Annotated in this window: 24 protein-coding genes; 9 read left to right on the top strand and 15 right to left on the bottom strand. The window is 38.0% G+C overall.

All coding sequences use genetic code 11. The features are described from left to right. Positions 1–183: 183 nt before the first annotated feature. Positions 184–861 (top strand): DUF421 domain-containing protein, encoded by a 678-nt coding sequence (locus AC056_RS08110; protein ID WP_077163298.1) that lies wholly within the window; start codon positions 184–186, stop codon positions 859–861. Positions 862–958: 97 nt separating this feature from the next. Here the strand turns inward: AC056_RS08110 and eno are convergent, their stop codons facing one another. The 3 genes from eno to AC056_RS08125 are packed head-to-tail and all read right to left on the bottom strand — an operon-like array spanning position 959 to position 4,818. Next, positions 959–2,248: a phosphopyruvate hydratase gene (eno, locus tag AC056_RS08115; RefSeq protein WP_077163299.1), complete on the bottom strand. Its 1,290-nt coding sequence runs from the start codon at positions 2,246–2,248 to the stop codon at positions 959–961. A 45-nt stretch (positions 2,249–2,293) separates the two neighbouring features. After that, a complete protein-coding gene (gene kdsA / locus AC056_RS08120) occupies positions 2,294–3,151 on the bottom strand; it encodes a 3-deoxy-8-phosphooctulonate synthase (RefSeq protein ID WP_004701333.1) in 858 nt (285 codons plus the stop codon). A 29-nt stretch (positions 3,152–3,180) separates the two neighbouring features. Further along, positions 3,181–4,818 (bottom strand): CTP synthase, encoded by a 1,638-nt coding sequence (locus AC056_RS08125; protein ID WP_004701331.1) that lies wholly within the window; start codon positions 4,816–4,818, stop codon positions 3,181–3,183. Positions 4,819–5,041: 223 nt separating this feature from the next. On the opposite strand from AC056_RS08125, the gene AC056_RS08130 reads away from it, so the two are divergent. Together AC056_RS08130 and AC056_RS08135 are read left to right on the top strand one after the other, a co-directional pair. Next, on the top strand, positions 5,042–5,530 hold the full coding sequence (locus tag AC056_RS08130) for a hypothetical protein (protein ID WP_004701329.1): 489 nt from the start codon (positions 5,042–5,044) through the stop codon (positions 5,528–5,530). 232 nt (positions 5,531–5,762) lie between these two features. Next, positions 5,763–6,608, top strand: a complete 846-nt coding sequence (locus tag AC056_RS08135; protein ID WP_139344634.1) for a metal-dependent hydrolase — start codon at positions 5,763–5,765, stop codon at positions 6,606–6,608. A 54-nt stretch (positions 6,609–6,662) separates the two neighbouring features. Here the strand turns inward: AC056_RS08135 and AC056_RS08140 are convergent, their stop codons facing one another. The 4 genes from AC056_RS08140 to AC056_RS08155 all read right to left on the bottom strand — a co-directional run bounded on the left by AC056_RS08140 (position 6,663) and on the right by AC056_RS08155 (position 11,034). Next, positions 6,663–7,757 carry a YheT family hydrolase gene (locus AC056_RS08140; RefSeq protein ID WP_077163300.1) on the bottom strand — a complete coding sequence of 365 codons (1,095 nt, stop codon included), beginning with the start codon at positions 7,755–7,757 and terminating at the stop codon, positions 6,663–6,665. A gap of 19 nt (positions 7,758–7,776) precedes the next feature. Continuing rightward, positions 7,777–8,493, bottom strand: coding sequence for an SGNH/GDSL hydrolase family protein (locus tag AC056_RS08145; protein ID WP_077163301.1), 717 nt, complete (start codon positions 8,491–8,493; stop codon positions 7,777–7,779). A gap of 39 nt (positions 8,494–8,532) precedes the next feature. Continuing rightward, entirely contained in the window at positions 8,533–8,940 is a 408-nt protein-coding gene (locus AC056_RS08150) for a nuclear transport factor 2 family protein (protein ID WP_077163302.1), read from the bottom strand. A 69-nt stretch (positions 8,941–9,009) separates the two neighbouring features. Beyond that, entirely contained in the window at positions 9,010–11,034 is a 2,025-nt protein-coding gene (locus tag AC056_RS08155) for an NADPH-dependent 2,4-dienoyl-CoA reductase (RefSeq protein WP_077163303.1), read from the bottom strand. 135 nt (positions 11,035–11,169) lie between these two features. Between AC056_RS08155 and AC056_RS08160 the strand changes: the two genes are divergently transcribed. Both AC056_RS08160 and AC056_RS08165 read left to right on the top strand, forming a co-directional pair. Continuing rightward, positions 11,170–11,730, top strand: coding sequence for a PadR family transcriptional regulator (locus AC056_RS08160; RefSeq protein ID WP_077163304.1), 561 nt, complete (start codon positions 11,170–11,172; stop codon positions 11,728–11,730). A 2-nt stretch (positions 11,731–11,732) separates the two neighbouring features. Next, positions 11,733–12,650, top strand: coding sequence for an alpha/beta fold hydrolase (locus AC056_RS08165; RefSeq protein ID WP_077163305.1), 918 nt, complete (start codon positions 11,733–11,735; stop codon positions 12,648–12,650). 46 nt (positions 12,651–12,696) lie between these two features. On the opposite strand, the gene AC056_RS08170 is transcribed toward AC056_RS08165, so the two are convergent. The 6 genes from AC056_RS08170 to argC all read right to left on the bottom strand — a co-directional run bounded on the left by AC056_RS08170 (position 12,697) and on the right by argC (position 19,143). Further along, the gene (locus tag AC056_RS08170) at positions 12,697–13,752 is read right to left on the bottom strand and encodes a 3-deoxy-7-phosphoheptulonate synthase (RefSeq protein ID WP_077163306.1); all 1,056 of its coding nucleotides are present in this window, start codon (positions 13,750–13,752) and stop codon (positions 12,697–12,699) included. Between the two features lie 426 nt (positions 13,753–14,178). Continuing rightward, the gene (locus tag AC056_RS08175; protein ID WP_077163307.1) at positions 14,179–14,541 is read right to left on the bottom strand and encodes a YnfA family protein; all 363 of its coding nucleotides are present in this window, start codon (positions 14,539–14,541) and stop codon (positions 14,179–14,181) included. A 3-nt stretch (positions 14,542–14,544) separates the two neighbouring features. Beyond that, complete coding sequence (gene clpA, locus AC056_RS08180; protein ID WP_077163308.1) at positions 14,545–16,821, bottom strand: ATP-dependent Clp protease ATP-binding subunit ClpA; 2,277 nt, start codon at positions 16,819–16,821, stop codon at positions 14,545–14,547. A 9-nt stretch (positions 16,822–16,830) separates the two neighbouring features. Then, the gene (clpS, locus tag AC056_RS08185) at positions 16,831–17,244 is read right to left on the bottom strand and encodes an ATP-dependent Clp protease adapter ClpS (RefSeq protein WP_001260033.1); all 414 of its coding nucleotides are present in this window, start codon (positions 17,242–17,244) and stop codon (positions 16,831–16,833) included. A 9-nt stretch (positions 17,245–17,253) separates the two neighbouring features. Next, a complete protein-coding gene (locus tag AC056_RS08190) occupies positions 17,254–18,012 on the bottom strand; it encodes a DUF6776 family protein (protein WP_077163309.1) in 759 nt (252 codons plus the stop codon). A gap of 75 nt (positions 18,013–18,087) precedes the next feature. Continuing rightward, positions 18,088–19,143, bottom strand: a complete 1,056-nt coding sequence (gene argC, locus AC056_RS08195) for an N-acetyl-gamma-glutamyl-phosphate reductase (protein ID WP_077163310.1) — start codon at positions 19,141–19,143, stop codon at positions 18,088–18,090. Positions 19,144–19,326: 183 nt separating this feature from the next. Here argC and AC056_RS08200 point away from each other — a divergent pair, with 183 nt between their 5' ends. Beyond that, complete coding sequence (locus AC056_RS08200) at positions 19,327–20,844, top strand: hypothetical protein (RefSeq protein ID WP_077163311.1); 1,518 nt, start codon at positions 19,327–19,329, stop codon at positions 20,842–20,844. Here the strand turns inward: AC056_RS08200 and AC056_RS08205 are convergent. Both AC056_RS08205 and rpiA read right to left on the bottom strand, forming a co-directional pair. Then, positions 20,841–21,521, bottom strand: a complete 681-nt coding sequence (locus AC056_RS08205; protein WP_077163312.1) for a SprT family zinc-dependent metalloprotease — start codon at positions 21,519–21,521, stop codon at positions 20,841–20,843. The genes AC056_RS08200 and AC056_RS08205 overlap by 4 nt on opposite strands. Then, positions 21,521–22,192 (bottom strand): ribose-5-phosphate isomerase RpiA, encoded by a 672-nt coding sequence (gene rpiA, locus AC056_RS08210; protein WP_004791976.1) that lies wholly within the window; start codon positions 22,190–22,192, stop codon positions 21,521–21,523. Before rpiA ends, AC056_RS08205 begins: the two co-directional genes overlap by 1 nt. A gap of 101 nt (positions 22,193–22,293) precedes the next feature. Here rpiA and ilvA point away from each other — a divergent pair, with 101 nt between their 5' ends. The 3 genes from ilvA (at position 22,294) to AC056_RS08225 (ending at position 25,992) form a co-directional block, all read left to right on the top strand. Beyond that, the gene (ilvA, locus tag AC056_RS08215; RefSeq protein ID WP_171220315.1) at positions 22,294–23,841 is read left to right on the top strand and encodes a threonine ammonia-lyase, biosynthetic; all 1,548 of its coding nucleotides are present in this window, start codon (positions 22,294–22,296) and stop codon (positions 23,839–23,841) included. A 144-nt stretch (positions 23,842–23,985) separates the two neighbouring features. After that, on the top strand, positions 23,986–24,636 hold the full coding sequence (locus AC056_RS08220) for a potassium channel family protein (RefSeq protein ID WP_049066688.1): 651 nt from the start codon (positions 23,986–23,988) through the stop codon (positions 24,634–24,636). An 18-nt stretch (positions 24,637–24,654) separates the two neighbouring features. After that, positions 24,655–25,992: a TrkH family potassium uptake protein gene (locus AC056_RS08225; RefSeq protein ID WP_039249846.1), complete on the top strand. Its 1,338-nt coding sequence runs from the start codon at positions 24,655–24,657 to the stop codon at positions 25,990–25,992.

The following is a 25,992-nucleotide window of genomic DNA, read 5'->3' on the forward strand; positions in this document are numbered from 1 at the left end:
AGACTACAATAATCTATGTTTTAAAATCGCACTACGAATTTCATTTATTTTTAATTAATACACGATCACACATCTTTTGTACTTTTAACCAATAACTACTTAAAAACTATAGTTTTTTGATTTTTATTTTGCTATGAATTTTAAATCTACCCTATATCTAAAATTTGAAAAAGCGAGATAAAGATGGATCTTTCTAATATTTTTATTGGTGATACCACATGGGGTTTTGCTTTAGAAATTTTAATAAGATGCACTGTCATATTCATTATTATCATTAGCTTTTTAAGACTATCTGGTAAACGTGGTATTCGACAACTCTCTTTATTCGAACTGGCTATCATTTTATGTTTAGGATCTGCAGCTGGTGACCCTATGTTTACTAAAGACGTTCCAATTGCACACGCTTTAGTGGTTTTTGTTGCAATCCTCTTTTTATATCGCCTTATCACTTGGGGTATGGTAAAGCACAAAAAAATTGAAACATTGTTAGAAGGAAGAGCTCTTTGCGTCGTCAAAGAGGGTCTTTTGGTCTACAAAGATTTTCAGAAACAAACATATTCTCACGATGAATTTTTCTCAGAAATGCGGCAACAGAATGTAGAACACTTAGGTCAAGTCAGAACAGCCTTACTTGAGTCCGATGGGATTTTGAGCTTGCTTTATTATGAGGATGAAGACGTTAAATGGGGTCTTCCTTTATTTCCCGATGCCTATAACAAAGCTAAAATACTTAAAACGAATACTTTTTATTCTTGTATGAAATGCGGTGAAACTAAGATTTTAAATAAACTCGATCAAGAATGTTCCCGTTGTCATCACCATAGTTGGGCTGAATCTTTAAAAACTCGGCGTTTAGGATAAATAAAAAAGTGCTATTTCTAAGAAGTAGAAATAGCACTTTTATTTTAAATATTAATTTTTCATCAATATTTAAATAAGCAAAGCATTATTCAAAAGATTAGTTTAAACCTTTGAACTCAGCTTTACCGCGGTAAGCCGCTTTAGTCATTTCTTCAATACGAAGCAATTGGTTATATTTAGCAACACGGTCAGAACGGCAAAGTGAACCAGTTTTGATTTGACCAGCTGCAGTACCTACTGCCAAATCAGCAATAGTTGAATCTTCTGTTTCACCAGAACGGTGAGAAATAACAGTTGAGTAACTATTTGCTTTAGCAAGGTAGATTGCATCTAAAGTTTCAGTCAATGTACCAATCTGGTTGTATTTGATAAGAATCGAGTTACCAACTTTCTCATCAATACCACGTTGTAAAATCTTAGGATTAGTTACGAATAAATCGTCACCAACCAATTGGATTTTATCACCAAGGATTGAAGTTAAGTAGCTCCAACCTTCCCAATCAGATTCATCTAAACCATCTTCGATTGAAATAATCGGATATTGATTTACAAGACCAGCTAAGTAGTCTGCAAATTGATGACTTGTAAATGCACGGTTGCCTTCACCTTCTAAAACGTATTGACCGTTTTTGTAGAATTCTGAAGATGCACAGTCAAGTGCAAGCATCATATCTGAACCAGCTTTATAACCAGTTTGTTCAATTGCTTGAAGAATTACAGTAATTGCTTCTTCGTTTGAACGAAGGTTAGGCGCAAAACCACCTTCATCACCCACAGCAGTATTCAAACCTTGTTTCTTTAAAACTGATTTTAAAGAATGGAATACTTCAGCACCAGCACGCAAAGCTTCAGCAAATGAAGTGAAGCCTACTGGCTCAATCATAAACTCTTGAATATCAACAGTGTTATCTGCATGCTCACCACCGTTCAAGATGTTCATCATCGGTACAGGCATTGTCAAAATTGTTTGACCACGAAGATCTGCGATGTATTGGAAAAGAGGAAGTTTCTTTTCTTCAGCAGCAGCACGCGCAGCAGCCAATGACACAGCCAAAGTTGCGTTAGCACCTAATTTTTCTTTGTTTTCAGTGCCATCAAGCGCGATCATTGTGTTATCAATGTCTTTTTGCTCAAAAACTGATTTACCCAACAAAGCATCACGAATCAACGTATTAACGTTATTAACTGCTGTACGAACGCCTTTACCTAAGTAACGTGATTTATCACCGTCACGCAGTTCTAAAGCTTCACGAGAACCAGTTGAAGCACCAGACGGTGCACATGCACGACCAACAACGCCAGATTCTAAAATTACGTCTGCTTCGATGGTTGGGTTACCACGAGAGTCCAAAATTTCACGTGCACGAATGTCAACGATTTGGCTCATGAACAATTCCTCTGTTGAATGAATAACGAGATGCAGATTACTGCATCAATGGGTGTCTAACTTTTTGAATCCTTTAACTAAAGTATCCAATTCTTTTATTTGCGCCAAGAATGGCTCAAGTTGTGACATACGTAATGCACAAGGTCCATCGCATTTTGCATGTTCTGGATCTGGATGAGCTTCCAAGAATAGCCCAGCCAAGCCAGTTGCCATTCCAGCACGTGCTAAAGTTGTAATTTGAGCACGACGACCACCTGCCGAATCAGCACGACCACCAGGGGTTTGCAACGCATGTGTCACATCAAAGAAAACTGGCACATTCATTTCTTTCATGATGTCAAAGCCAAGCATATCTACAACAAGATTGTTATAACCAAATGCTGAACCACGTTCACAAAGAATGAGTTTGTCATTTCCTGCTTCTAAACATTTGTGCAGAATATGACGCATTTCATGAGGTGCTAAAAACTGAGCTTTCTTAATATTAATGATAGCTTGTGTTTTTGCCATCGCTTCAACAAGATCAGTCTGACGACTTAAGAAAGCAGGTAACTGAATAATATCGGCTACTTCTGCAACTGGTGCAGCTTGATATGGTTCATGCACATCAGTAATGATCGGAACATTAAAATGCTTTTTAATATCACCTAACCATTCAATACCTTTTTCAAGTCCAGGGCCACGGAATGAATGTAGACTAGAACGATTTGCCTTATCGAAACTCGCTTTAAAAACATAAGGAATTTCTAAACGTTTGCAAATATCTACATACGTTTCTGCAATTTCAAAAGCTAAATCTTTTGATTCAAGTACGTTCATTCCGCCAAATAATACAAATGGCAAATGATTTGCCATTTGTATATCGCCTAAACGTACAACTTCTTGTGGTTTTAATTGTGACATTTAAACTTTCCCAGTTTATTTAAATCGCATTATTTACTTTTTTGATGCTGAGTTTTCGCAGCGTCAATAAAACTAGCAAATAATGGATGTCCATCACGTGGTGAACTTGTAAATTCCGGGTGGAATTGTACAGCAATAAACCAAGGATGTTCAGGAATTTCTACAGTTTCAACCAAATGTTGTGCTGAAGAATAACCAGAAATTTTCATACCAGCTTTTTCAATCGACTCGATGAAACGGTTATTCATTTCATAACGGTGACGATGACGTTCAGTGATTTCAGCTTTACCGTAGACTTCACGTGTTTTTGTGCCTTCAACCAATTCTGATTTTTGTGCACCTAAACGCATTGTTCCGCCCAAATCAGATTCGAGACTACGTTGTTGTAATTCACCACGCTCATCCAACCATTCAGTGATTAAACCAATAAGTGGATATTTTGTAGAGCGGTTAAATTCTGTAGAAGAAGCTTCTGGCATACCTGCAACATGGCGAGCATATTCAATAACTGCCAATTGCATGCCTAAACAAATTCCTAAGAAAGGAATACGATTTTCACGAGCGTACTGAATAGCTTTCATTTTGCCTTCAGTACCACGTTCACCAAAACCACCTGGAACTAAAATTGCATCAGCTGTACTTAAAATAGATACATCTTGACTCTCAAGCTCTTCAGCATTGACGTAATCAATTTGTACTTTTACGCGATTCTTAATACCAGCATGTAATAGTGCTTCATTTACAGACTTATAAGCATCTGGTAATTCAACATATTTACCAACCATAGCTACACGTAAAGTGTATTCAGGGTTCAACAATGCTTCGACTACATTGTCCCAATCTTCTAGGTTTGCTTCTGGAAGATCATTAAATCCAAAACGTTCACAGATTAAGTCATCAACGTTTTGTTCATAGAATGTACGTGGAATTTGATAAATTGTTTTCGCATCTTTACATACAACTACAGCACGCGCTTCTACGTTAGTGAACAATGCAATTTTGCGTTTAGTATCAACATCTACATCATATTCAGTACGGCAGATCAGAATATCTGGTTGAATACCAATTGAAAGTAACTCTTTTACAGAGTGCTGAGTTGGTTTAGTTTTCAACTCTGCTGCCGATTTAATATATGGCAACAAGGTTAAATGCATAAGCATGGTACGTTTATGACCAAGCTCAACCATTAACTGACGAACCGACTCCATGAACGGTAATGATTCTATATCACCTACGGTGCCACCAATTTCTACAATAGCAACATCATAGCCTTCGCCTGCGCGAAGAACACGTTCTTTAATATTATCGGTAATATGAGGAATAACCTGAACTGTACCACCCAAGTAATCACCACGACGCTCTTTATTTAAAACGTCTTGATATACACGACCACTCGTAAAGTTGTTTAGCTTGGTCATTTTAGCGCGACGTAAGAAACGTTCGTAATAACCCAGATCGAGGTCGGTTTCTGCACCATCTTCGGTAACAAAAACTTCACCATGCTGGAATGGGCTCATTGTCCCTGGATCGACATTAATATAAGGATCCATTTTAACCATTGTGACTTTTAAGCCACGAGCTTCCAAAAGTGCAGCAACAGAAGCAGCAGAAATACCTTTACCTAGTGATGAAACCACACCACCAGTGACAAAAATAAAATGGGTCATTAAGTTTCTCATACAATCAAGCCGAAATCGGCCTACAATGTTTGGCAATTTTACTGTACTCTGCCCCTATAAAGCAAAGTCAAACCGCATCAATTCAAAGAACAATAAACAACTGGTTATTCTAGCAGCATTTTTAATAAAAAATTAGCTCAATCTCACATGATTTTTTCATTGCTATTTACTGTTATAATGCCAACTCCTCAATTAAATGTTGTTTAGGGCAATGGCAAATAAAAAACTTTTAATCTGTGCTGCAATTGCGGCTGGACTATTGTTAACCGCATGCGTTAAAAAAGAGACACCTAAAGAAGAAGAGCAAGACAAGGTTGAAACTGCTGTTTCAGAACCTCAACCAGCGAAGCCTGCAAAATTTGAGTCTTTAGAGAGTGTGGATACTCATCAAGAAGCTCAAGTTGAAGCACAACCACAAGTTGAAGTTCATCGTGAAGAAACAAACAACACTACAACTGAAATTCGCCGTGAAACTCGTCCTGCACATTCTGATGAATCTTCACAAACACAAGTTGCTGAACAACCTAAATCTGAGACACCAAAAGTAGAACCTAAACCAGAAAAGAAAACTGAGGCTAAAGCAGAACCTAAAGCTGAAAAAGCTCAGTCAAAACCAGCTAAAGCAACTGAATCTGCTAAGACAGAAGATGATGCAGTGGCTGCTGCAATTGCCGCTGCAACACCAGCGCTTAAGAACTAAGCGTGTGTCGGATAATGCCCAAATTAATTTTTTGATTTGGGCATTTATATAATATTCATAATAAAAATAAATTTAATTTCTTTGCTTTTATCTTCAAAACTTCTCTGCCTATCATTTCGGGACAATCTAGTTTCATCCATTCAAAAATCATTGACTCCAACCCTATCTACTTATACTTTCTATCATCAAGTTCCTTTTTAGAACTTAAAGATAAAAAGATTGGAGCAAGAAAATGAAAACAGCTTTAAACCGTGTACCCGCCTCTTTTCCAGTACGTCGTATGGACTACAATTTTGAAAATATTCCACGTTATTGGTGCAATCACGAGCCCTCACTCACCCATTATTTCACAGGTCTTTCTACTTTATTTCCCGAAGGAGAATCATACTTTGTTAGATCTGTGCGTGCTTTACGTGCTAAGGCAAAAGAAAATGAAACTTTAGACAGAGAGATTGGTGCTTTCATTGGCCAAGAAGCAATGCATTCTAAAGAGCATCATGCTTTTCATGTTAGTGCACAGCAGCATGGTTTAAATCCTGAGTCTCTAGAAAAAGCAACAGGGATTATTCTTAAAGGTATTGAAAAAGTTTTTAGCAAAAAATGGAATTTACTTGTAACGGTTGGTTTAGAGCACTACACCGCAGTACTTGTAGTTAGCATGATGCAATCAGTAAATGAGCTTATGACTGATACAACTATTCGTAACTTATGGCTATGGCACAGCGTAGAAGAAACCGAACACAAAGCTGTTGCATTCGACTTATATCAGCATTTATATGGCAACGGATTAAGTGCTTATATTCCACGTATTTCAGTATTTACTTTTAGTTTAATCCTGATTACCGCTTTTTCGACCATTTACCAAATTATTTTAATGAAACGCGACAAACAACTGACTAATTTTAAAACTTGGCGCAACTTTTTTGGTTTTGCAAGCACACAATATAAAGCTTTAATTCCAAAGTTTCTTGAATATTATCGTTTTAACTTTCACCCCAACCAGACAGATGAGAAAGCTCTGGTTGCTGCTACCAAAGTAAAACTTGGAATAAATGATAGATCACTACTTTTATCTTAAAAAGTAAAAAATAAAGCCCAAAGTCTGGGCTTTATTTACGCATCTGATGATTGTCTATTTATTACGTTCAATTAAAAAATAATCAGACATGAGACGTGCTGCCCATGAAGTGCTACGCCACCCTTCATAAAATGCACAATGACTCCCTTTTTTAGTTGTCACTACAGCTACAGTACTCATTTGTTGAATTGGCTCTTTATATGGCTCCAAATTTTTAATTGAACAAACTGGGTCATCTTCAGCATTCAGAATCACTAATGGAATTTTAATATTCTCAAAAACATAAATCGGGTTAATAGATTTACAGTAAGTTTCGTAATCTTGAAAACCAGCCATTTCAAAGTATTCTTTTTCAAATTCTTCTAAATTGGTAGTCGATAAAACTTTTTCTAAAGATGCAATTTTGCTCCACGTATTTTGATACGGATAAATAAAATACTTAAAGAGCTTTTTGGTCATCATTTTACTGTAAAAAGGATGAACATTTTTAAAACCAATTTCCGTGTTATAACCTGGACACATCGCAAAGGCAGCTTTAAAAGGCGTATCTTCACCTTGCTCACCCAAATAGCGAACAAGCAAGCCTGTACCTGCCGATGAACCTACCGCATATAAATCTGATGCGGGAAATAAGCTTTGAATATGGTCAAGCTGTTCTTTTAAATCACGAGTTGAACCAAAAAGAGAAATTTGTGGCACAGGCATTGGTAAACCTGCGTGACCACGGCGAAGGCATAATGCAATTCGCCAGCCTGTATATTGATTTAAATCGCGTACCAACTCACGCATACTCTCAGGAGTACCTGTAATGGTATGCATGATTACAACCGTTGGTGTATCTGCTGGTAAATTATAGCCATACCAAGCAATTGCGGTAATACCGCCATCACTCATCGTAAGTTGATCAATCCGGTCATATTCCAATTTTATTGATTGTTTTCTAATAAGATCGAAATAGAGTAAATGAACATGATTATTCGTCAACCAAGGTGTAGGACGATATTTCTGCTTGAGTTGAGGAAGCTTCTCCAACACATCTTTTATTTGCCCTTGAGGATCATAATAAACTTTTGGATGCTCCGCCCCTACTACTAAATCGAACAACTCTGAACCGAAATCTTTAATTTTACTAAAAACAGATGTGCCCATATCCAATGACTACCTATGACTATGAGTGAAATGATTGACGCACTAAAGCTGCAATCTGCCTTCCCCAAATTTCGTAAACTTCCTTACTAGGATGGAAACCATCACTTGCCATTGTCAAATTCATGGCTTGAAAAGTTTCAATATCATATTGAAGAAATTTAAACTGGCTCTGTGGTGCTAACCATTGCTGTAATTTTTGATTCATTTGCTCTGCATATTGCCCAAATAACCAAGCCAATGGATTGGGTAAAGCTGGGAAATGTTGCATTGGAGGCACTCCAGAAACAATGATCAGTTTTGGTTGAAAACGTTTCTGAATATGCTCAAATAATTGTTTTTGTTGTTGTATCCATGATTTGGCAGAAGTCAACTTAGTAACATCATTTACACCAATAGATGTCACAATTACATCATACTTCCGCTCTTCTAAATGCTGTAAAGCATGAAAAACTTGTCGGGTCGTATCACCAGTTTTGGCATGAAGTTTCCACTGGAGGAAAAATTCATTTTGCAGTTCTTGAATAATAGCACCAGACAAAGCATCTTTTTGTGTTTCTACACCCACGCCAGCTGCTGCAGAATCTCCCAAAATAAGCAGAGATAAAGGCTTGCCTTGACCAATGCCACCTTCTCGTTCACCTTTAGGCTCTAATAAACGTGGAGTATTCTTTCGGACTTTATTGCCTTGCACAAATAATACAGGCAATAAAAGCAATGTTGAAAGTTTTAACCACATTTAATATACCTCAAAAAACTTAGGCTATTTAATAAAAAACTATTGAGGTTTGAACTGAGTAATTCTTGCACCCATTTGTTCAGCCAATGCAGCTAAACCACTCATTGGACGAATCATTACTTCAAAGTCAATAATTTTACCGTGCTCATTAAAACGGATCATATCAATCCCTTTCAATGATTTGTCACCTACATTCGCACTAAACTCAAGCACTACATTTTCGCCATCTTCTGTGTAGAATTCTCTGTGATAGGTAAAGTTTTCGAATACCTGAATCACATTAGTAAGAATAAAGAAAACAACTTGTCTTCCCTCATAAGGTTTATAAGCAACCGGTGAACGGAAAACGACATCATCTGCGAGCAAATCATTTAAGTTCGATAAGTCGTTTGATTGAATCATGTGGTGCCATTTTTCTAATGACTGTTTCGTTGTTTCAAGTGTCATTTTTCTTTTCCTTCAAATTGGTTTTAGTAGTGAGCATTCTCTTAATTAAGACAATGCTCACTTAACTCATTAAAGAACCGCTGCTAGTTCAGCACCTTGACGAATAGCACGTTTAGCATCCAACTCACCGGCTTCTTTAGCACCACCAATCAAATGAACATTCTTACCATCTGCTTTTAATTGGTCATACATTGCAGTAAATGATTCTTGGCCCGCGCAAATTACGACATTATCAACTTCAAGCACTGTTGGTTTTCCATCAACCGTAATATGAAGACCTTGATCATCGACTTTTTCGTAGTGTACGCCTGCTAACATTTTCACGTTTCGGTTCTTAAGCCCTGTACGGTGAATCCAACCAGTTGTTTTACCTAGTCCCGCACCCATAGAAGAAGCTTTACGTTGTAACAAATAGATTTCTCGTTCAGAAGCTTCAACTTTCGGCTGCTTTAAACCACCAACATGCTCATAGTGAGTATCAATACCCCATTCTTCATAGAACTTTTCAGGATTTAAACTACCACTTTCACCTTCATGGGTTAGGTACTCAGCGGTATCGAAACCGATACCACCTGCCCCAATAATGGCAACACGTTGACCTACTGGTACACGCTCTTTAAGTACTTGTAAGTAGCTCAACACTTTTGGATGATCAATACCTTCAAATTGTAATTGACGAGGTGTTACACCCGTTGCAACTACAATCTCATCGAAGCCTGATTGACTTAACTCTTCATAAGTTGCCTTATGATTTAATACAAGCTCAATATTTGGACGTAGTTCAATTTGACGATTAAAATAACGTAATGTTTCGTAGAACTCTTCTTTACCCGGTACAGTTTTAGCGATATTAAACTGACCACCAATTTGATGACTTGCTTCAAAAATTTTAACTTGATGCCCGCGATCTGCTGCATATACAGCAAAACTTAAACCTGCTGGTCCTGCACCAATAACAGCGATATTCTTTTGATTTTGCGTTTCTTTAAAAATCAGTTCAGTTTCATAGCATGCACGAGGATTTACTAGACATGTTGCGATTTTCATAGAAAAAATGTGATCGAGACAGGCCTGATTACAACCAATACAGGTATTGATTTCATCACTACGACCTTCACTAGCTTTTAAAACGAACTCAGGATCTGCAAGCATTGGACGTGCCATTGAAACCATATCAGCATGACCCGATGCTAATACATGCTCAGCCATTTCTGGGGTATTAATACGGTTTGAGGTAATTAATGGAACTGAAACTTCACCTTTTAATTTTTCAGTGACCCAAGTAAATGCAGCTCTTGGAACTTTAGTGGCAATTGTTGGAATACGGGCTTCATGCCAGCCAATACCCGTATTAATGATTGTAGCGCCTGCTTTTTCAATCGCTTTAGCAAGCTGAATCACTTCTTCTAAAGTAGAACCGCCTTCAACCAAATCAAGCATTGATAAACGATAAATAATAATAAAGTTTTCACCAACTATTTCACGTGTGCGTTTTACGATCTCGATAGGAAAACGAATACGGTTTTCATAGCTACCACCCCATTCATCATCACGATGGTTTGTTCTTGCTGCTATAAACTCATTAATTAAATAACCTTCAGAACCCATAATCTCAACGCCGTCATAACCGGCATATTGCGCAAGCTTCGCACAGTTTGCAAAATCATCAATCGTTTGTTGAACCTCTGCAGAAGTCATTGCTTTAGGTTTAATTGGGTTAATTGGTGCTTGAATTGCCGAAGGTGCAACAATTTCTGGCTGATAAGAATATCGGCCTGTATGTAATATTTGTAATGCAATTTTTCCGCCAGCAGCATGGACGGCTTCGGTAATGACTTTATGTTTTTCAGCTTCTTCTGTGCTATCTAACTTAGAAGCATGAGCAAAGGTTAAACCTGCCTGATTGGGCGCAATACCGCCAGTAACAATGAGTCCAACATCCCCTTTAGCACGCTCTGCATAAAAAGCTGCCATACGTTCGTAACCACCTGGCGCCTCTTCTAGACCAACGTGCATAGATCCCATCAATACGCGATTTTTTAATGTCGTAAAACCTAAATCTAATGGTTTTAATAAATGTGGATATAACGACATAACAACTCCTTGGCTTGCTAATCTGCTTGCTTAATGCAACTTGTTGCACAAATTTATAATCAAATTTTGACTTTTATGCAACATGTTGCATAATCTTATGAGTCACACTTTACTTTTGCTTACAAACGGATTGCCATGTCACTTCCCCATGTTTTACTAACGAGCTTACTAGAACGTCCAAGCACTGGCTTTGAACTTGCTCGCCGTTTTGACCGTTCTATGGGCTTTTTTTGGAATGCCACGCATCAGCAAATTTATCGTGAACTCAATAACATGCTAAAAAAAGGCTGGGTTTCTACTTTAGAAAATGAGATGGATAGTGGCCGAAAAAAAACTTATCAGGTCGAACAACTTGGGCGTATAGAACTGGCTTCATGGATGACACAGCAAAGTGAACCTGCACAGCTTAGAGATGACTTAATGGTAAGATTGCGTGCAGAAGCACAATTGAGCAATAATCAAATATTGCCCGAACTATTGCGACATCTTGGTTTACACAAAGAAAAGCTTAAGCTTTATCAAAGTATTTATGATAAAGATTTTAAAGATAACGATGACTTGAATAATCGAGTGCTATATATCCACAAAATGATCTTGGAACTCGGTATTACCATGGAAACTGAATGGATCAAATGGTTAGAACAAGTCATTCCGCAATTAAAATTTTTTGCTCAAGATAACGTATCTGGAGAATAAACATGCCTTATTACACCATGTCCGATCAGGAAAGTTTATTTGTACGCCATGTTGGTCGTGGTGAGCCGGTATTAGTATTATCTGGATTAGGTATGCAGAGTTGGCAATGGCTACCTTTTATCTATGCAAATCGTAAAGAATACGAGTTTATTATTCCTGACTGGCGTGGTTTTGGCGGTTCAAAAAATTGTGCCATTCCCGATCAAGATGCTATATCAAGTCACTGGCAAGATGTTGCTCATTTAATTGAGCAATTAAAACTTGATAACTTTATTTTAATGGGCTACTCAATGGGCGCAACCACAGCAATGCATGGTATGAAGCATGCTCATCTAGCGCAGCAATTAAAAGCCTATTTACATATTGATCAAACTCCAAAAATATCAGTAGATTCAACATGGCAATATGGTTTATTTGGCCCGCTACATCTTCAATTTAAAAAACTACTCAATGATATTTATCAATTATTAGCAAAACACAAAAATGCTAAATACCTTTATGAATTATCGCTTCCAGACCGTCAGGAACTTGTACGATTATGGGTAGATTTTATTGAATTGCAAAGCAACAATCCATTTAGTCCATTTGTTTTTAAAACGGCTTTAAAACAACCTTTTTTACAGAAGTATCTATTACCCATTCAACGTTTAGACTACTTATTTTGGTATGTCGAAAATTATCTTTTTCACAATGAAGATTATCGTGAGGCGCTTCAACAATTACAGTGCCCTACTACTTTCTTTATTGGTCGTAATTCGACACTTTACCCAGAAACTGGTCAAACACTGATTGCACACAGTGTTGAACATGCAAAAGCAATTTATTTCGAGCGCTCAGGTCACACGCCATTATTAACCGAACCGAAAAAGTTCGGTCATGAAATCACCACTTTTTTATCCGAACTAAAACATGCTTCTTAAAAAAAGGGATCTGCTAAACAGATCCCTTTTTTAAATCTATAAAATATTAAGCTGAATGAGCTAACTCATTTACCTTTAATTGTTCAGCAACGCTTAACAAAAGCTGCTCCGTTTTTTCCCAGCCTAAACAACCATCTGTCACAGACTGACCATAAGTCATTTCACATGAAATTTTCTGATTACCATCAACTAAATGACTTTCAATCATGACACCCTTTACTTGAGTTTTTAAGCGCTCAGCAACGATTTGCTGTAAAACCTCTGGTTGACGTAAAGGATCTTTACCACTGTTGCCATGACTACAATCAATGACTAAAGCAGGAAGATTCTGTTTATGCTTTTCTCGTATTGCCTGAATTGAAGCTAAGTCATAATTAGGACCATGATTTGCTCCACGCAAAATTAAGTGTGGCAATGGATTACCAGCACTCTGAATGACAGAAGGTAAACCTTGCTGATTCATACCTAGAAACTGGTGCTCATTTTGTGCCGACTGAATAGCATCTAAAGCAATTTGAATTGAGCCATCTGTACCATTCTTGAAACCAATGCTGTATGACATGTGGCTTGAGATTTCACGGTGAATTTGAGATTCGCTGGTACGAGCACCAATTGCACCCCAAGCCAATAAATCATCAAAATAACCCGTTGCCATTGGGCTTAGAATTTCGCTCGCAATCGGCAAACCCTTTTCAATAATTTGTAAATAAAGCTCACGTGATTTTTCCAAACCTAATTGTAGATTAGATGATCCATCAAGATTTGGATCATACATATAACCCTTCCAACCTACAGTTGTACGCGGCTTTTCAATATAAGCACGCATTACAATGAATATTTGATCTTTTACTTGTTCTTGTAATTTTTGCAGTTTTTCTGCGTATTCAAGAACCGCAACTGGGTCATGAATTGAACATGGTCCTGTAATAACCATTAAGCGCTGATCTTTACCAGCAAGGATATTTTGAATAATTTGGCGGTGTTCTGCAATTTGACGTGCGAAGGTCTGCACAAGCGGATATTTAGCTTTTAACTGGACAGGTAAACTAACTGGTGTTTCTTTTGTATTACTTTGAGTTAGTAGAGTATTTAAAGCATTCATTGGTCTTTTCCTTTGGACTGAAACCGAATCAGTCCGATCATTTATTTGAGCGTTTTGGATCTATTCGTTGGCAAAGGTAGGCAAAAGTAAAACCAATAAAAGTTGCTAAAGTATGAATAAGTCATGTTGTTCATTTTGAGTTCCTCGATTTGAAAAAGATAAAGCATAAAAAAACCTGATCGGGGTTGCCGATCAGGTATTAACTGTGATGGGCAACTTTCGTGCCCGAATACGCTCAGGCAACTATCTAAATTGCCAGAAATAAAAGTAAGCGTTAGAATTCACAGATTGATTTAACATCTTTATCTCAAATATTAAAAAATGTTCCTTAAATCTAAAATACGCATTGTTGATGAGTTTGACAAGTGTTTTTTGCGAAAATATTTCTTACTTTTTCACTTAAAACTTAACTGACCACTTTCATTTTTAGCGGATTAATCCTTGCGGCTGTAAAATAATCAAACTGGCACCACAAAGTACAATCAACCCACCTAAAATATCCCATCTCGTTAAAGCAACCTGATCGACAAAACGTAGCCACATCAGCGCGGTAAAAATATAAATACCACCATAGGCCGCATAAATTCGTCCAGAGGCAGCGGGATGTAATGTAAGTAACCAAACAAAGATCGCTAAGCTTAAGGCTGTAGGGATCCACAACCAAGCAGACTTCCCTTCTTTTAGAATAAGATAAGGAAAGTAACAACCTAATATCTCAGCGATGGCAGTAATAATAAATAACCCGAACACACTGAGTATTCGGGTTATAGAAAGACTATCAATTAACATAGATTAAGCAGGTTCTGCCGTATGGTGATCTTCAAAAACTTCAAGTTTAAGACCAACTGCTTTGCCATCTTCTTTCTTCACTGATACCGCCACATTACCGCCATGATCTGCAAGTTCACCAAACAGAATCATTTCAGCTAATGGTTTCTTCAAGTGTTCTTGAATAAGACGTTGCATTGGGCGAGCACCCATTAAACGATCATAACCATTGGTTGCTAACCAGTCACGCGCACTTTGATCTACCTCTAGAACCACACGTTTTTCATCTAACTGTGCTTGTAATTCTGTTAAGAATTTATCAACTACAGATTCAATTACTGTGGTTGGTAAAGCTTTAAACTGAATAACACTGTCTAAACGGTTACGGAACTCTGGTGAGAATGCACGCTTCATTGCATCTTGGTTATCTAAGCTATGGTCTTGCTCTGTAAATCCAATGCTTGCACGTGAAATACTTTCTGCACCAATGTTTGTGGTCAATACAATAATGACATTTCTGAAGTCTGACTTACGACCATTATTGTCTGTCAACGCACCATGGTCCATGATTTGCAACAACAGATTAAACACATCAGGATGTGCTTTCTCAATTTCATCAAGCAACAAGACACAATGCGGATTTTTATGGATCGCATCTGTGAGCAAGCCACCTTGGTCATAACCTACATAACCTGGAGGAGCACCGATTAAACGAGAAACAGCATGACGCTCCATATACTCTGACATATCGAAACGAACAAGCTCAACGCCTAGCAATTTCGCTAATTGTTTAGTGACTTCAGTTTTACCAACACCGGTTGGACCAGCAAATACAAAGCTACCCACAGGCTTGTCTGGTGATTTCAAACCAGCACGTGACAACTTGATTGCAGAAGCCAATGCAGTGATTGCTTCGTCTTGACCAAATACAACACGTTTTAGGTCACGCTCAAGATTTTCAAGTACTGATTTATCATCTTTAGACACAGTCTTAGGCGGAATACGCGCAATTTTAGAAACGATGTCTTCAATATTTTCTACAGTAATTAAGCTGTCTTCACTTTCTGCTTTTAAGCGGCGTTGTGCACCTGCTTCATCGATGACATCAATTGCTTTATCTGGCAAGAAACGATCATTAATAAATTTTGCAGAAAGCTCAACGGCAGAAACTAAAGCTTTGTCGTCATACTGTACGTGGTGGAAATCTTCAAACTTAGTTTTCAAGCCACGTAAAATATCGATAGTTTCAGAAATGCTTGGTTCATTTACGTCAATTTTTTGGAAACGACGAGATAACGCATGATCCTTTTCAAATACCTGACGATATTCTTGGAAAGTCGTTGAACCAATGCAACGTAAAGTACCATTTGCCAAAGCTGGTTTAATGAGATTCGATGCATCCATAGTGCTGCCCATACTTGAGCCAGCGCCAATGATCATATGAATTTCATCAATGAATAAAATCGCGTTTGGATTTTTCTTCAAAGCATTCAGCAATTGTTTTAAACGTTTTTCAAAATCACCACGGTATTTTGTACCCGCGACCAATGCGCCAATGTCGAGACTATAGACTTCTGCATTGCTCAATGGTTTTGGTGCTTTACCATTTACAATGAGCCAAGCAAGGCCTTCTGCAATTGAAGTTTTACCTACACCTGGATCACCCACTAGCAATGGGTTGTTTTTACGACGGCGGCAAAGAATTTGCGCTGTACGCTCAATTTCTTTTTCACGGCCAATAAGTGGGTCTGTTTTTCCTTTTTGCGCTTCAACATTTAAATTGAGCGTATAAAGTTCCAATGGCCCTGCATTGCCTGAATTGCTTTCACCCTCAATGTCTTCAACTTCTTCTTCAACTTGAACTTCGTCTTTACGCGTCCCATGAGACAAGTATTGAGTCAAAGTCAAACGATTAATTTGATGACGTTTAAGTAAATAAACAGCAAAAGAATCACGCTCTGAGTACATTGCGACCAAAACATCCGCACCTTCAACAGTACGATCACCACCACTAGATTGAACGTGGAAAATTGCACGTTGCAAAATGCGGTCGAAACTTTCAGTTGGATGTGGAGCTTGCTCGCTATTTTCGCCAAGCTTAGGAGTATGTTGTTCTACATATTCTTCTAATTCTTTACGTAAAGAAACAATATCAGCTCCGCATGCTTTTAATGCATTCACAGCCGAATCGTTATCGAGTAAGGCTAATAGTAAGTGTTCAACTGTAAGAAACTCATGTCTCTTTTGACGAGCCATGCTAACAGCCAAACGTAATGATACTTCTAATTGACGACTGAGCATGTGACCCCCTTATGCTTTAGGCTCAATCTGGCAAAGTAATGGATGACCTTGCGATCGAGCGTAATTATTAACAAGGTTTGCCTTGGTTTCCGCGATGTCTCTTGGATATACCCCGGCAGTACCTTTACCTTCATAGTGTACTGTTAGCATTACTTGAGTTGCTTGGTCAAGATTCATTGCAAAGTATTGTTGTAAAATTTCAATTACAAAGTCCATTGGTGTGTAATCGTCGTTCAATAATACTACTGCATATAAGGGCGGACGCTTGAGTTCGGGAGGTGCTGTTTGAACAACAACCTCTCCATCATGATCTTCGTTTTGCGAATCACTTAAGCGTGGATTGAAGTGCCAATCGACATAGCCAGACTGCTGAAAAGAAGCCTTAATATCTTTTAAATTTGTTTGACGCTTATTTGTTCGCATATGATGTTACTATTGTGAATTTGCTTCAGCTTGGGGAATTTCTGCAACAAAAGCAGAAGGTGTTTCGACAGGTGCACCACGCTGCCAACTAAAACGCTTAATCACAGGTGTATCAGAACCACCCGTTAAACGCACTTCAATAAACTGAGGTGTGAAACCCTTAGGCATGGTCCAACGGCCTGTTAAACGCTCAAAATCAGTGAAGTTAAAGTTCTTATCTTCAAGCGGTACAACCAAAACTTCTGTATCTTTAATCAGTCTAATCTCTACTGAGCCAGAAGCACGGCGTTTACTTGGACTCACTTGTACCAGATCAAGCTGATATTCATAAGCATTTTCTGGTAATGGCTTAATTGCCAAATTTTGAATCGTTAAGCTTAAACCACCGCGTTGTCTTAAAATTTCTCGGTAGATATTACTCATACCTTCTTGTTGTGTTTTATCAGCATTTGCTTGATTCAGTGCTGTAAACAAATCATTCGCATTTGTAACAGCAACATCACGCTCTTGTACAGCAGCGTTCAGGCTTTTATTGACTGCATCTAACGCTGTTTTTTGCTTTTGCACAACTTCAACCAATTGCTCTGCATCTGCATCGTAACCTACAACAGTTAAACCTTGACGGTGTCCAATTGTATAGCCGAGCGCAAAACAACCACTTACTAGAATAGCGGCACCAATAAACAAAGGTTTATTAGTGTTTAAAAATTTTTTCTTTTGCAACGAACTTTCTACAGAAGTCGTCTGTTCCGAGTTTTGCATCGTCATCTCAGTGTTTAAGATCAGAGTCAAGACACACATTTAAATCGAAATTTAAATGTGTGTGAAGCAAAAAAGAGTTTTTTATGGTAATAAACCAATCCCTTGTAAGCCTTCGTCTTCATTAAAACCAAACATAAGGTTCATATTTTGTACAGCTTGACCAGATGCACCTTTTACAAGGTTATCTTGCGCCGCCAAAATAATGAGTTTATTTGGTTGTGGTTTATACAAAGCAATACGTAACTCGTTTGCTCCACGCACACTACGTGTTTCAGGTGAGCTGTTTGCAGGCATAACATCTACAAATTTTTCATTTTCATAGAAGTTTTCATACAAAGCTTGTAAGTCTGTTTGCTTACCTGTCTCTGTTAAGTCCACATAAATTGTACTCAACATACCGCGAATCATTGGCACCAAATGCGGTACAAACAATAGACCATCAAACCCGCCTTTCTTTCCCGCAATATTTTCTAGTGCTTCAACAATCTCTGGATGGTGACGGTGACCTGCAACACCATACGCTTTAAAGTTATCGGCATTCTCGCTATAAATCATGCCTAAGCTCGCTTTACGGCCAGCACCTGAAACCCCTGATTTAGCATCAATAATAATGTTTTTAGTTTCAATCAATGCTTGTGCAGATTTTAAAAGTGGAGCCAAACCTAATTGAACAGTTGTTGGATAACAACCTGGATTACCAATGACTTGAGCTTGTTTAATTTTTTCACGATTTAACTCAGTTAAACCATAAACAGAATCTTTTAGTACATCTGGGCACGCATGTTCCATGCCATACCATTTTTCAAACTGTTCAAGATTTTGCAGGCGAAAGTCCGCTGCCAAATCAATAACTTTGGTCCCTGCTTCGATCAAATCTTTTGCATGTTGCATCGCAACACCATGTGGGGTCGCAAAGAATACAACATCACATTCTTTTAATGCATCAATGTTTAAATCTGAAAATTGAAGATCTGTATGCCCACGTAAGTTTGGGAACATATCAGCAACTGGTTTGCCTGCTTCTGTACGTGAAGTCAGAACTCGAACCTGCGCTTTTGGATGTCGTAATAAAATACGTAATAGTTCAACGCCTGTATAACCAGTTCCACCAACAATTCCGACAGAAATCACGTGCATTACCTCAAATATTGAATCTATACTTGCGGTAGTATGACAGGATGTCCAGGCTTACAAAACCATTTCATGCTTGGTAATTTTAATTTTTTTATTTTTTAGCGTTAATTACACAGCACTTGCTGGTCTGTCAGAACCAAACAAATATCAGTAAATAAATACCAGATTCATTTTTGGAGAGCTAGGATGCTTGATCAATCAAAAGAAACAAAGTTGCGCACTTATCTCGGCCTTAGTACTTTAATTTTAAGCGCAGCCCTTGTGGGGTGTGGTGGTGGCAGTAGTAGTAGTTCATCTAGTACAACGACGCCTACTGTGCCAACTCCTGAAGTTACGACAGATTTCACACTTAAAACCCCTGTCGAAATGCGTAATGTTCAACTTAAGGTCTATGACAATACCGATAATAGTATTTTGATTGATACCCAAGTTGCGAGTTTAACAAGTTATAATATTAAACTTCCAAGTACTAAATTGAACCGTCTCTATCGAGTTGAAGTCATAACTCAGGCTTCATCTCAAGTATTTGACCCGATTAATTCTAAATATCAAAGTATTTCTGGTGTTTATCACGCTTTTATTACGCCAAGCTCAATCAGTAATAAAACTCAACTGATTAGTCCAACTTCAGAAGCAATTTATCAACGTGCTGTAATCCGATCAGGGCAACTCCCGCAAGAAACTATAAATCCGACCCTGATTGAAGTATCTCATGCTGACTTGGCTTCTCAAGATGTTTACACAGCGCTTATTAGTGCATTTAAAGATGCAGCTATACCAAGCTTGAGCCCAGCTAGCCCTCTGACTGTTCTAAATTTATTACAGTATTCAATAAAGCAACCCAGTACTTATGTGGACAGCTATCTTAGCTTTGGATATTTACAATATTGGAATACGATCCACGGTAATTTGAATGCTTATCAAGAACTTACAAATAGCCTTGCAACCGATTTAAAAGATGGATATTTAGATGGCAAAAAACTTATTGGTGATAATACAACCATGACACCTATTTTTAGCCCTTCACCAGATAATATTGATCCTGTAAAAAATACACTTTTGGACATTGCAGCTAATCAAAAAGCAACTCGTGATTATTTTGCTACTAATTTAAAAGCTGCCACATTGCAATTGGCAGATTCACAAAGTCAGTCCAGTTTAGACCAAACAGGATATGCTCTTTTGCAGAAAAAACTCTATTCTGGGGTTGTGCCTTCTGGAAATACGACTGACTTTTTCCGTATAGATGGTGCGGGTGATTATCGACGTGCTGTTGGTTTTAGTGGTATTACGGCGACTTGTAATGGTTCGGCTTATCCATGTAAACAAGGTTTGACCAGCATCAATATAGCTGACCCTAAACTACCTGCCACAGACTATTTAGTCGGTCACTATGAAAACAGCGCATCAGGCTGCCAACTTAATTTCCGTGCAAATGGACAAATTGAGTTAATTCAAGGTTCTCAGATTTATCGTTCTGCATTGAGTGCTGATAGTACAGACAACTTACTGCAAACAGATGCTGCAAGTTATAGTTACTTACTTAACTCAAGCTCATCTGAACCAAACAATTCAACGCAGCAATATAATTTTATACAATTACACATTAAAACTAATAAAATCGTTAGCGCACAAGCTGGCCTTGATAGCCGCAAAGCACCAGATGTATTACAAACAAAACAATTGGAATGTAGCTTTAGCTAAGCTGTTATATACCACCAAGCAGGCAATGGATTGGCTTTTAATTGTCTGCGGTTCTGCATATAGTTGGGGTCGAACTTTGCAACTTCGGCCCAAAATGCAGGGCTATGATCGAAGTGTTTAGTGTGTGCTAACTCATGAATACAAACATAACGGGTAATTGGGGCTGGCATAAGAACCAGGCCTGCATGCAACATAATATTATGTTGACTACTACAACTTCCCCAACGTGTTTTAGGACGTCGAATTGCACATTCGGCATAACTCAGCCGAGTTTTTTGGCTAAGCTCTGACAAAAGAAGTGGCAACTCTTGTTTGGCATAAGCAATCACGGCATTTTGTAAAGCTTGATAAGGTTGTTGGTCTTTAATGAATAAATAATTATTTTCCCAATCAAATTGAAAAATACGATGTTGCTTTTGTACAACAACTTGAAAAGGCTGTTCTCTATTGAAAAAAGAAATCTCTGAAGGAATCTCAAAGGATGCTGATTGAACGTGTTGCTGTTTACTCCACGTCTCGATCAACCATTGTTCAGACTGCGCCAAAAACTGCTGAATCTGTTTCTTGCTACAAAATAGCGGGACAGTCAGTCGTATAGAGGCAGGCTCAACACGTAAGCGCAATTTTCTTGCCCTTACGTGACGAACAATTTTAATTTCTGGCATTTCCACAGACATTACTGTGCAGTACGCTCTTCAATACCATTATTTGTCGCAACAATTGCAATTGTTGCAGGGTTTAACGCAAAAATACCGTTAGTTACAACACCTGGGATATTATTGATGGTCTTTTCCAAATCAATTGCATTTAAGATATTCAAATTAAATACATCTAAAATAACGTTTCCGTTATCTGTTACCACACCTTCGCGGTAAACTGGATCACCACCTAAGCTGACCAATTTACGAGCTACAGCAGAGCGCGCCATTGGAATTACTTCTACTGGTAATGGGAAATCACGACCAAGTTGATCGACCCATTTCGAATCATCAACAATACATACAAATTTTTTAGCAATTGAAGCTACAATTTTTTCACGAGTTAATGCTGCTCCGCCGCCTTTGATCATATGCATATGACGATCAATTTCATCTGCACCATCTACATACGCATCTAAGCCACCTACATGGTTCATATCAACCACTTCGATACCTAATTTTTTAAGACGGTCTGCTGTTGCTTGCGAACTTGCTACCGCTGCTTCTAGCTGTAATTCAGGCAACAAATCGATTAGAAAATTTACAGTACTTCCAGTTCCTACCCCTAAAATGCCACCTTTGGGTAAGTGTTTTAAAGCAGCTTTCGCAGCAGCTTGTTTCTTTTCATCTTGGGTTGCATATAGGCTCATTACATCACTCAACTATTTTTTGACATTTATGCGCCAATAATCGGCGCAAATGCACAAGGGTTTGCTACAATAATTTCCTATTTTAAACTGTTATAGGGAAGATGAACATGCTGTCTCGTGTGGTACGACAAATTTTACAAGCAACGGTTTATGATGTTGCAATTGAAACACCTCTCGAAGCAGCTCCACGAATTAGTCAAAAATTAAATAATACAATTCGTTTTAAGCGTGAAGATTTACAACCAGTTTTTTCTTTTAAATTACGCGGTGCTTATAACCGTATTAGTCAAATACCGAAAGATCAACTTGAGCGTGGTGTGATTTGCGCATCTGCCGGCAACCATGCACAAGGCGTTGCATTGTCTGGTCAACGTTTAGGCATTCCTGCAATTATTGTTATGCCAAGCACTACTCCTGATATTAAAGTTCAGGCAGTTAAGCGATTAGGTGGCCAAGTTGTATTACATGGCGATAGCTTTGACATTGCAAACAAATATGCTCAACAACGTGCCGAAGCAGAAGGATTAGTTTTTATTCCTCCTTATGACGATGAACTGGTTATTGCTGGTCAAGGTACGATTGCGAATGAAATCTTACGCCAATGGCGCGATGTGGAATATGTATTCGTTGCTGTTGGTGGTGGTGGTTTAATTGCTGGTGTAGCTGCCTACCTAGGTGAAGTTGCACCACATGTAAAAATAATTGGTGTTGAATATGAAGAGTCTGCTTGCTTAAAAGCAGCTTTAGAAACCAATGAACGTGTAGTGCTACCACATGTAGGCTTATTTGCAGATGGTACAGCAGTTGCCCAAATTGGTGCTTTGCCGTTTGATATTATTCGTCTTCGCAAATCAGATAATTCTGGCCCAATTGTTGAGCCAGACATTGTTACTGTAAATACAGATGAAATCTGTGCTGCAATTAAAGATACCTTTGATGAAAACCGAAGTATTGTTGAACCATCAGGTGCAATGGCCTTAGCTGGTATTAAAAAATATGTGGCTGAGCATAAAATTAGCGGTAAAAACATGGTGTCGATTGTTTGTGGTGCCAACATGAACTTTGACCGTTTACGTTACATTGCAGAGCGTACTGAACTAGGTGAGCAACGCGAGGCAATTTATGCGGTTACGCTTTCTGAAGAAAAAGGCGCATTCTTAGGTTTCTGCCGTGCCCTACAAGGCCGCAATATTACCGAGTTTAACTACCGCGCAAATAACACAGAAGAAGCACAAGTTTTTGTGGGTATTAGCTTAAAAGGTGGTGATGCTGAACGTCATGAAATTTTAGAGCAACTTAAACAACAAAATTATGTTGTCGATGATTTATCTGATGATGAAGTTGCTAAATTGCATATTCGTTACTTGATTGGTGGTCATGCCAATCTTGACGATGAAAGATTGTTCCGTGTTGAGTTCCCTGAACGTCCAGGTGCATTACTCACCTTCTTAACTCGTTTAGGCCCAACCCACAATATTACGCTATTCCACTACCGAAACCACGGTGCTGCTGAAGGCCGCGTATTGGTTGGTTTACAAGCAACAGATGCCAAACAAAATCCAGATGGCTTAATCGAAACTCTAGAGCAAATTAGCTATCCATATGCAGAAATTACTGACAATGTGGGTTATAAGCGTTTCTTGAAATAATCTTTTATTTTGATAAAAAAGCCGGCAAATTTGTCGGCTTTTTTATGATTTAAGCTCAATATTTTTTATATTTACATTGCTTGTCTTTATCTCAAAGAAAATTTCATTAAAAATAAAGCCCTAATTAAGTATAAAAGGTTATTTATGGCACAGTTCGCGGTCATCGGCTTGGGAAGTTTTGGAGCAACAGTTGCTCAAGAACTCACAAAATTAAATCATGATGTTATTGGCATTGATACAGTCAAAAAGAATGTAGAGAACCTTGCCGATGTTTTAACTCATGCTGTCATTGCTGATGCTACAGATGAACATGTACTAGATGAATTAAACATTCAAAATTGTGATGCAGTTGTGGTTGCAATTGGTGAAGATATTGAAGCCAGTATTTTATGTGTGCTGAATTTAAAAAATCTCGGTATTGATAAAATTTGGGTAAAAGCAAAAACTAAAGCCCATCATACAATTTTATCTCACCTCAATATCAATAAAATCATTCATCCTGAAGAAGACATGGGCGTACGTGTTGCGCAAGCACTCAATTACCCTATGGTGAGTCGTTACATGTCTTTAGATGATGATCACTATATTGTGAAAATTGATATTCCCGAGAAATTAAATGGTATTAACTTGTATGGAATTATGCAGCAAGCACCACAGGTTAAAACACTACTTGTAAAAAGACAGCAGCAAATTCTATTTGAAACTGATGAGACTTTTACCTTAAAAATGCATGATATTATTATTTTGGAAGGTCATTTACAGCAGCTTAAAAAACTCTCACATTGTTTCTTATAAGAAAACGAACTAGAAAATATGTCTCTTAAACCTAAGCCACACAAAACACTAAATTTAAGTCCTCCATCTTTATTAGCGTTAGGGTTTCTAGCATTTATTATATTCGGCACATTGTTGCTTAAGCTTCCTATTGCCAATAACGGACATGTCAGCTGGATGGATGCATTATTTACAGCAACCTCAGCGGTTACCATTACAGGTTTATCTGTTTTAAATATTCATCAATCTTTTACACTTTTTGGGCAAGTCATTATTTTATTACTGATTCAGTCAGGTGGTTTAGGCTTCATGACTTTTGCAATTTTGGCCGCACTAAGTCTATCGCCGAAAGTTGGCCTTAAGCAGCAAATGATGGCTCAAGACAGTCTTGGTCAAACTAGCCTCTCTAAAGTGACTTTTGTTGCAAAAGGTGTTGTCGCCTATACTTTTCTTTTTGAATTGATCGGAACCATAATTCTTACGACTGCATTTACACCTGCGTTTGGTTTTGCTCGCGGTTTGTATTATGCAATTTTTTATAGTATTTCTTCATTTAACAATGCGGGTTTTTCTTTATTTAATAATAGTTTAATGGGATTCCAAAACAACTATGTCATCTGCCTTACAGTGAGTTTACTTTATATCTTAGGTGGACTTGGCTTTTTAGTTTTGATGGATATTAAGCAGAATAAAAAGTGGAAAAAACTAAGCCCCAATAGCAAACTCATACTTACAACAATAGCAATTATTAATTTAGTCGCCTTCATATTAATCTGGGCTCTAGAAGCGCAGAACCCACATACATTAGGAATGCTGAGTGTAGGCGATCAAGCTTTACATGCTTGGTTCCAAGCAACTGTTCCACGATCTTCAGGGTTCAACACCATTGATACTGGTGCAATGACCAATAGTAGTTCCTTGGTTATGATGCTGCTTATGTTTATTGGTGGCGGCTCACTGAGTACCGCTGGTGGTATTAAGGTAGGAACCTTTGCGATATTAGTTTTAAGTGTACTTTCATTTCTAAGACGTACAGATGAAATTAGAGTCTTCAATCATTCTGTTTCTCATGAAACTACTTATAAGGCCTTAGCAGTTACTGCAATTACCAGCATTCTTATATTTATTGGGTTCTTCATACTTTTGCTTTTAGAACCGAAAGCTGACTTTATGAACTTATTATTTGAAGTGGTCTCGGCAGCCTGCACAGTTGGACTTTCTCGTGGTATTACCCCAGATTTACATAATGGTAGCCTGTTTATCTTAAGCCTACTTATGTTTGCAGGAAGACTTGGACCTTTAACTCTGGCATATTTGATCGCCACACCTAAAAAGAGTCGCCTCAAACATCCTCAGGCCAACATTCAAATTGGTTAA

Source organism: Acinetobacter genomosp. 33YU, from assembly GCF_001990725.1.
GTDB lineage: Bacteria > Pseudomonadota > Gammaproteobacteria > Pseudomonadales > Moraxellaceae > Acinetobacter > Acinetobacter seifertii.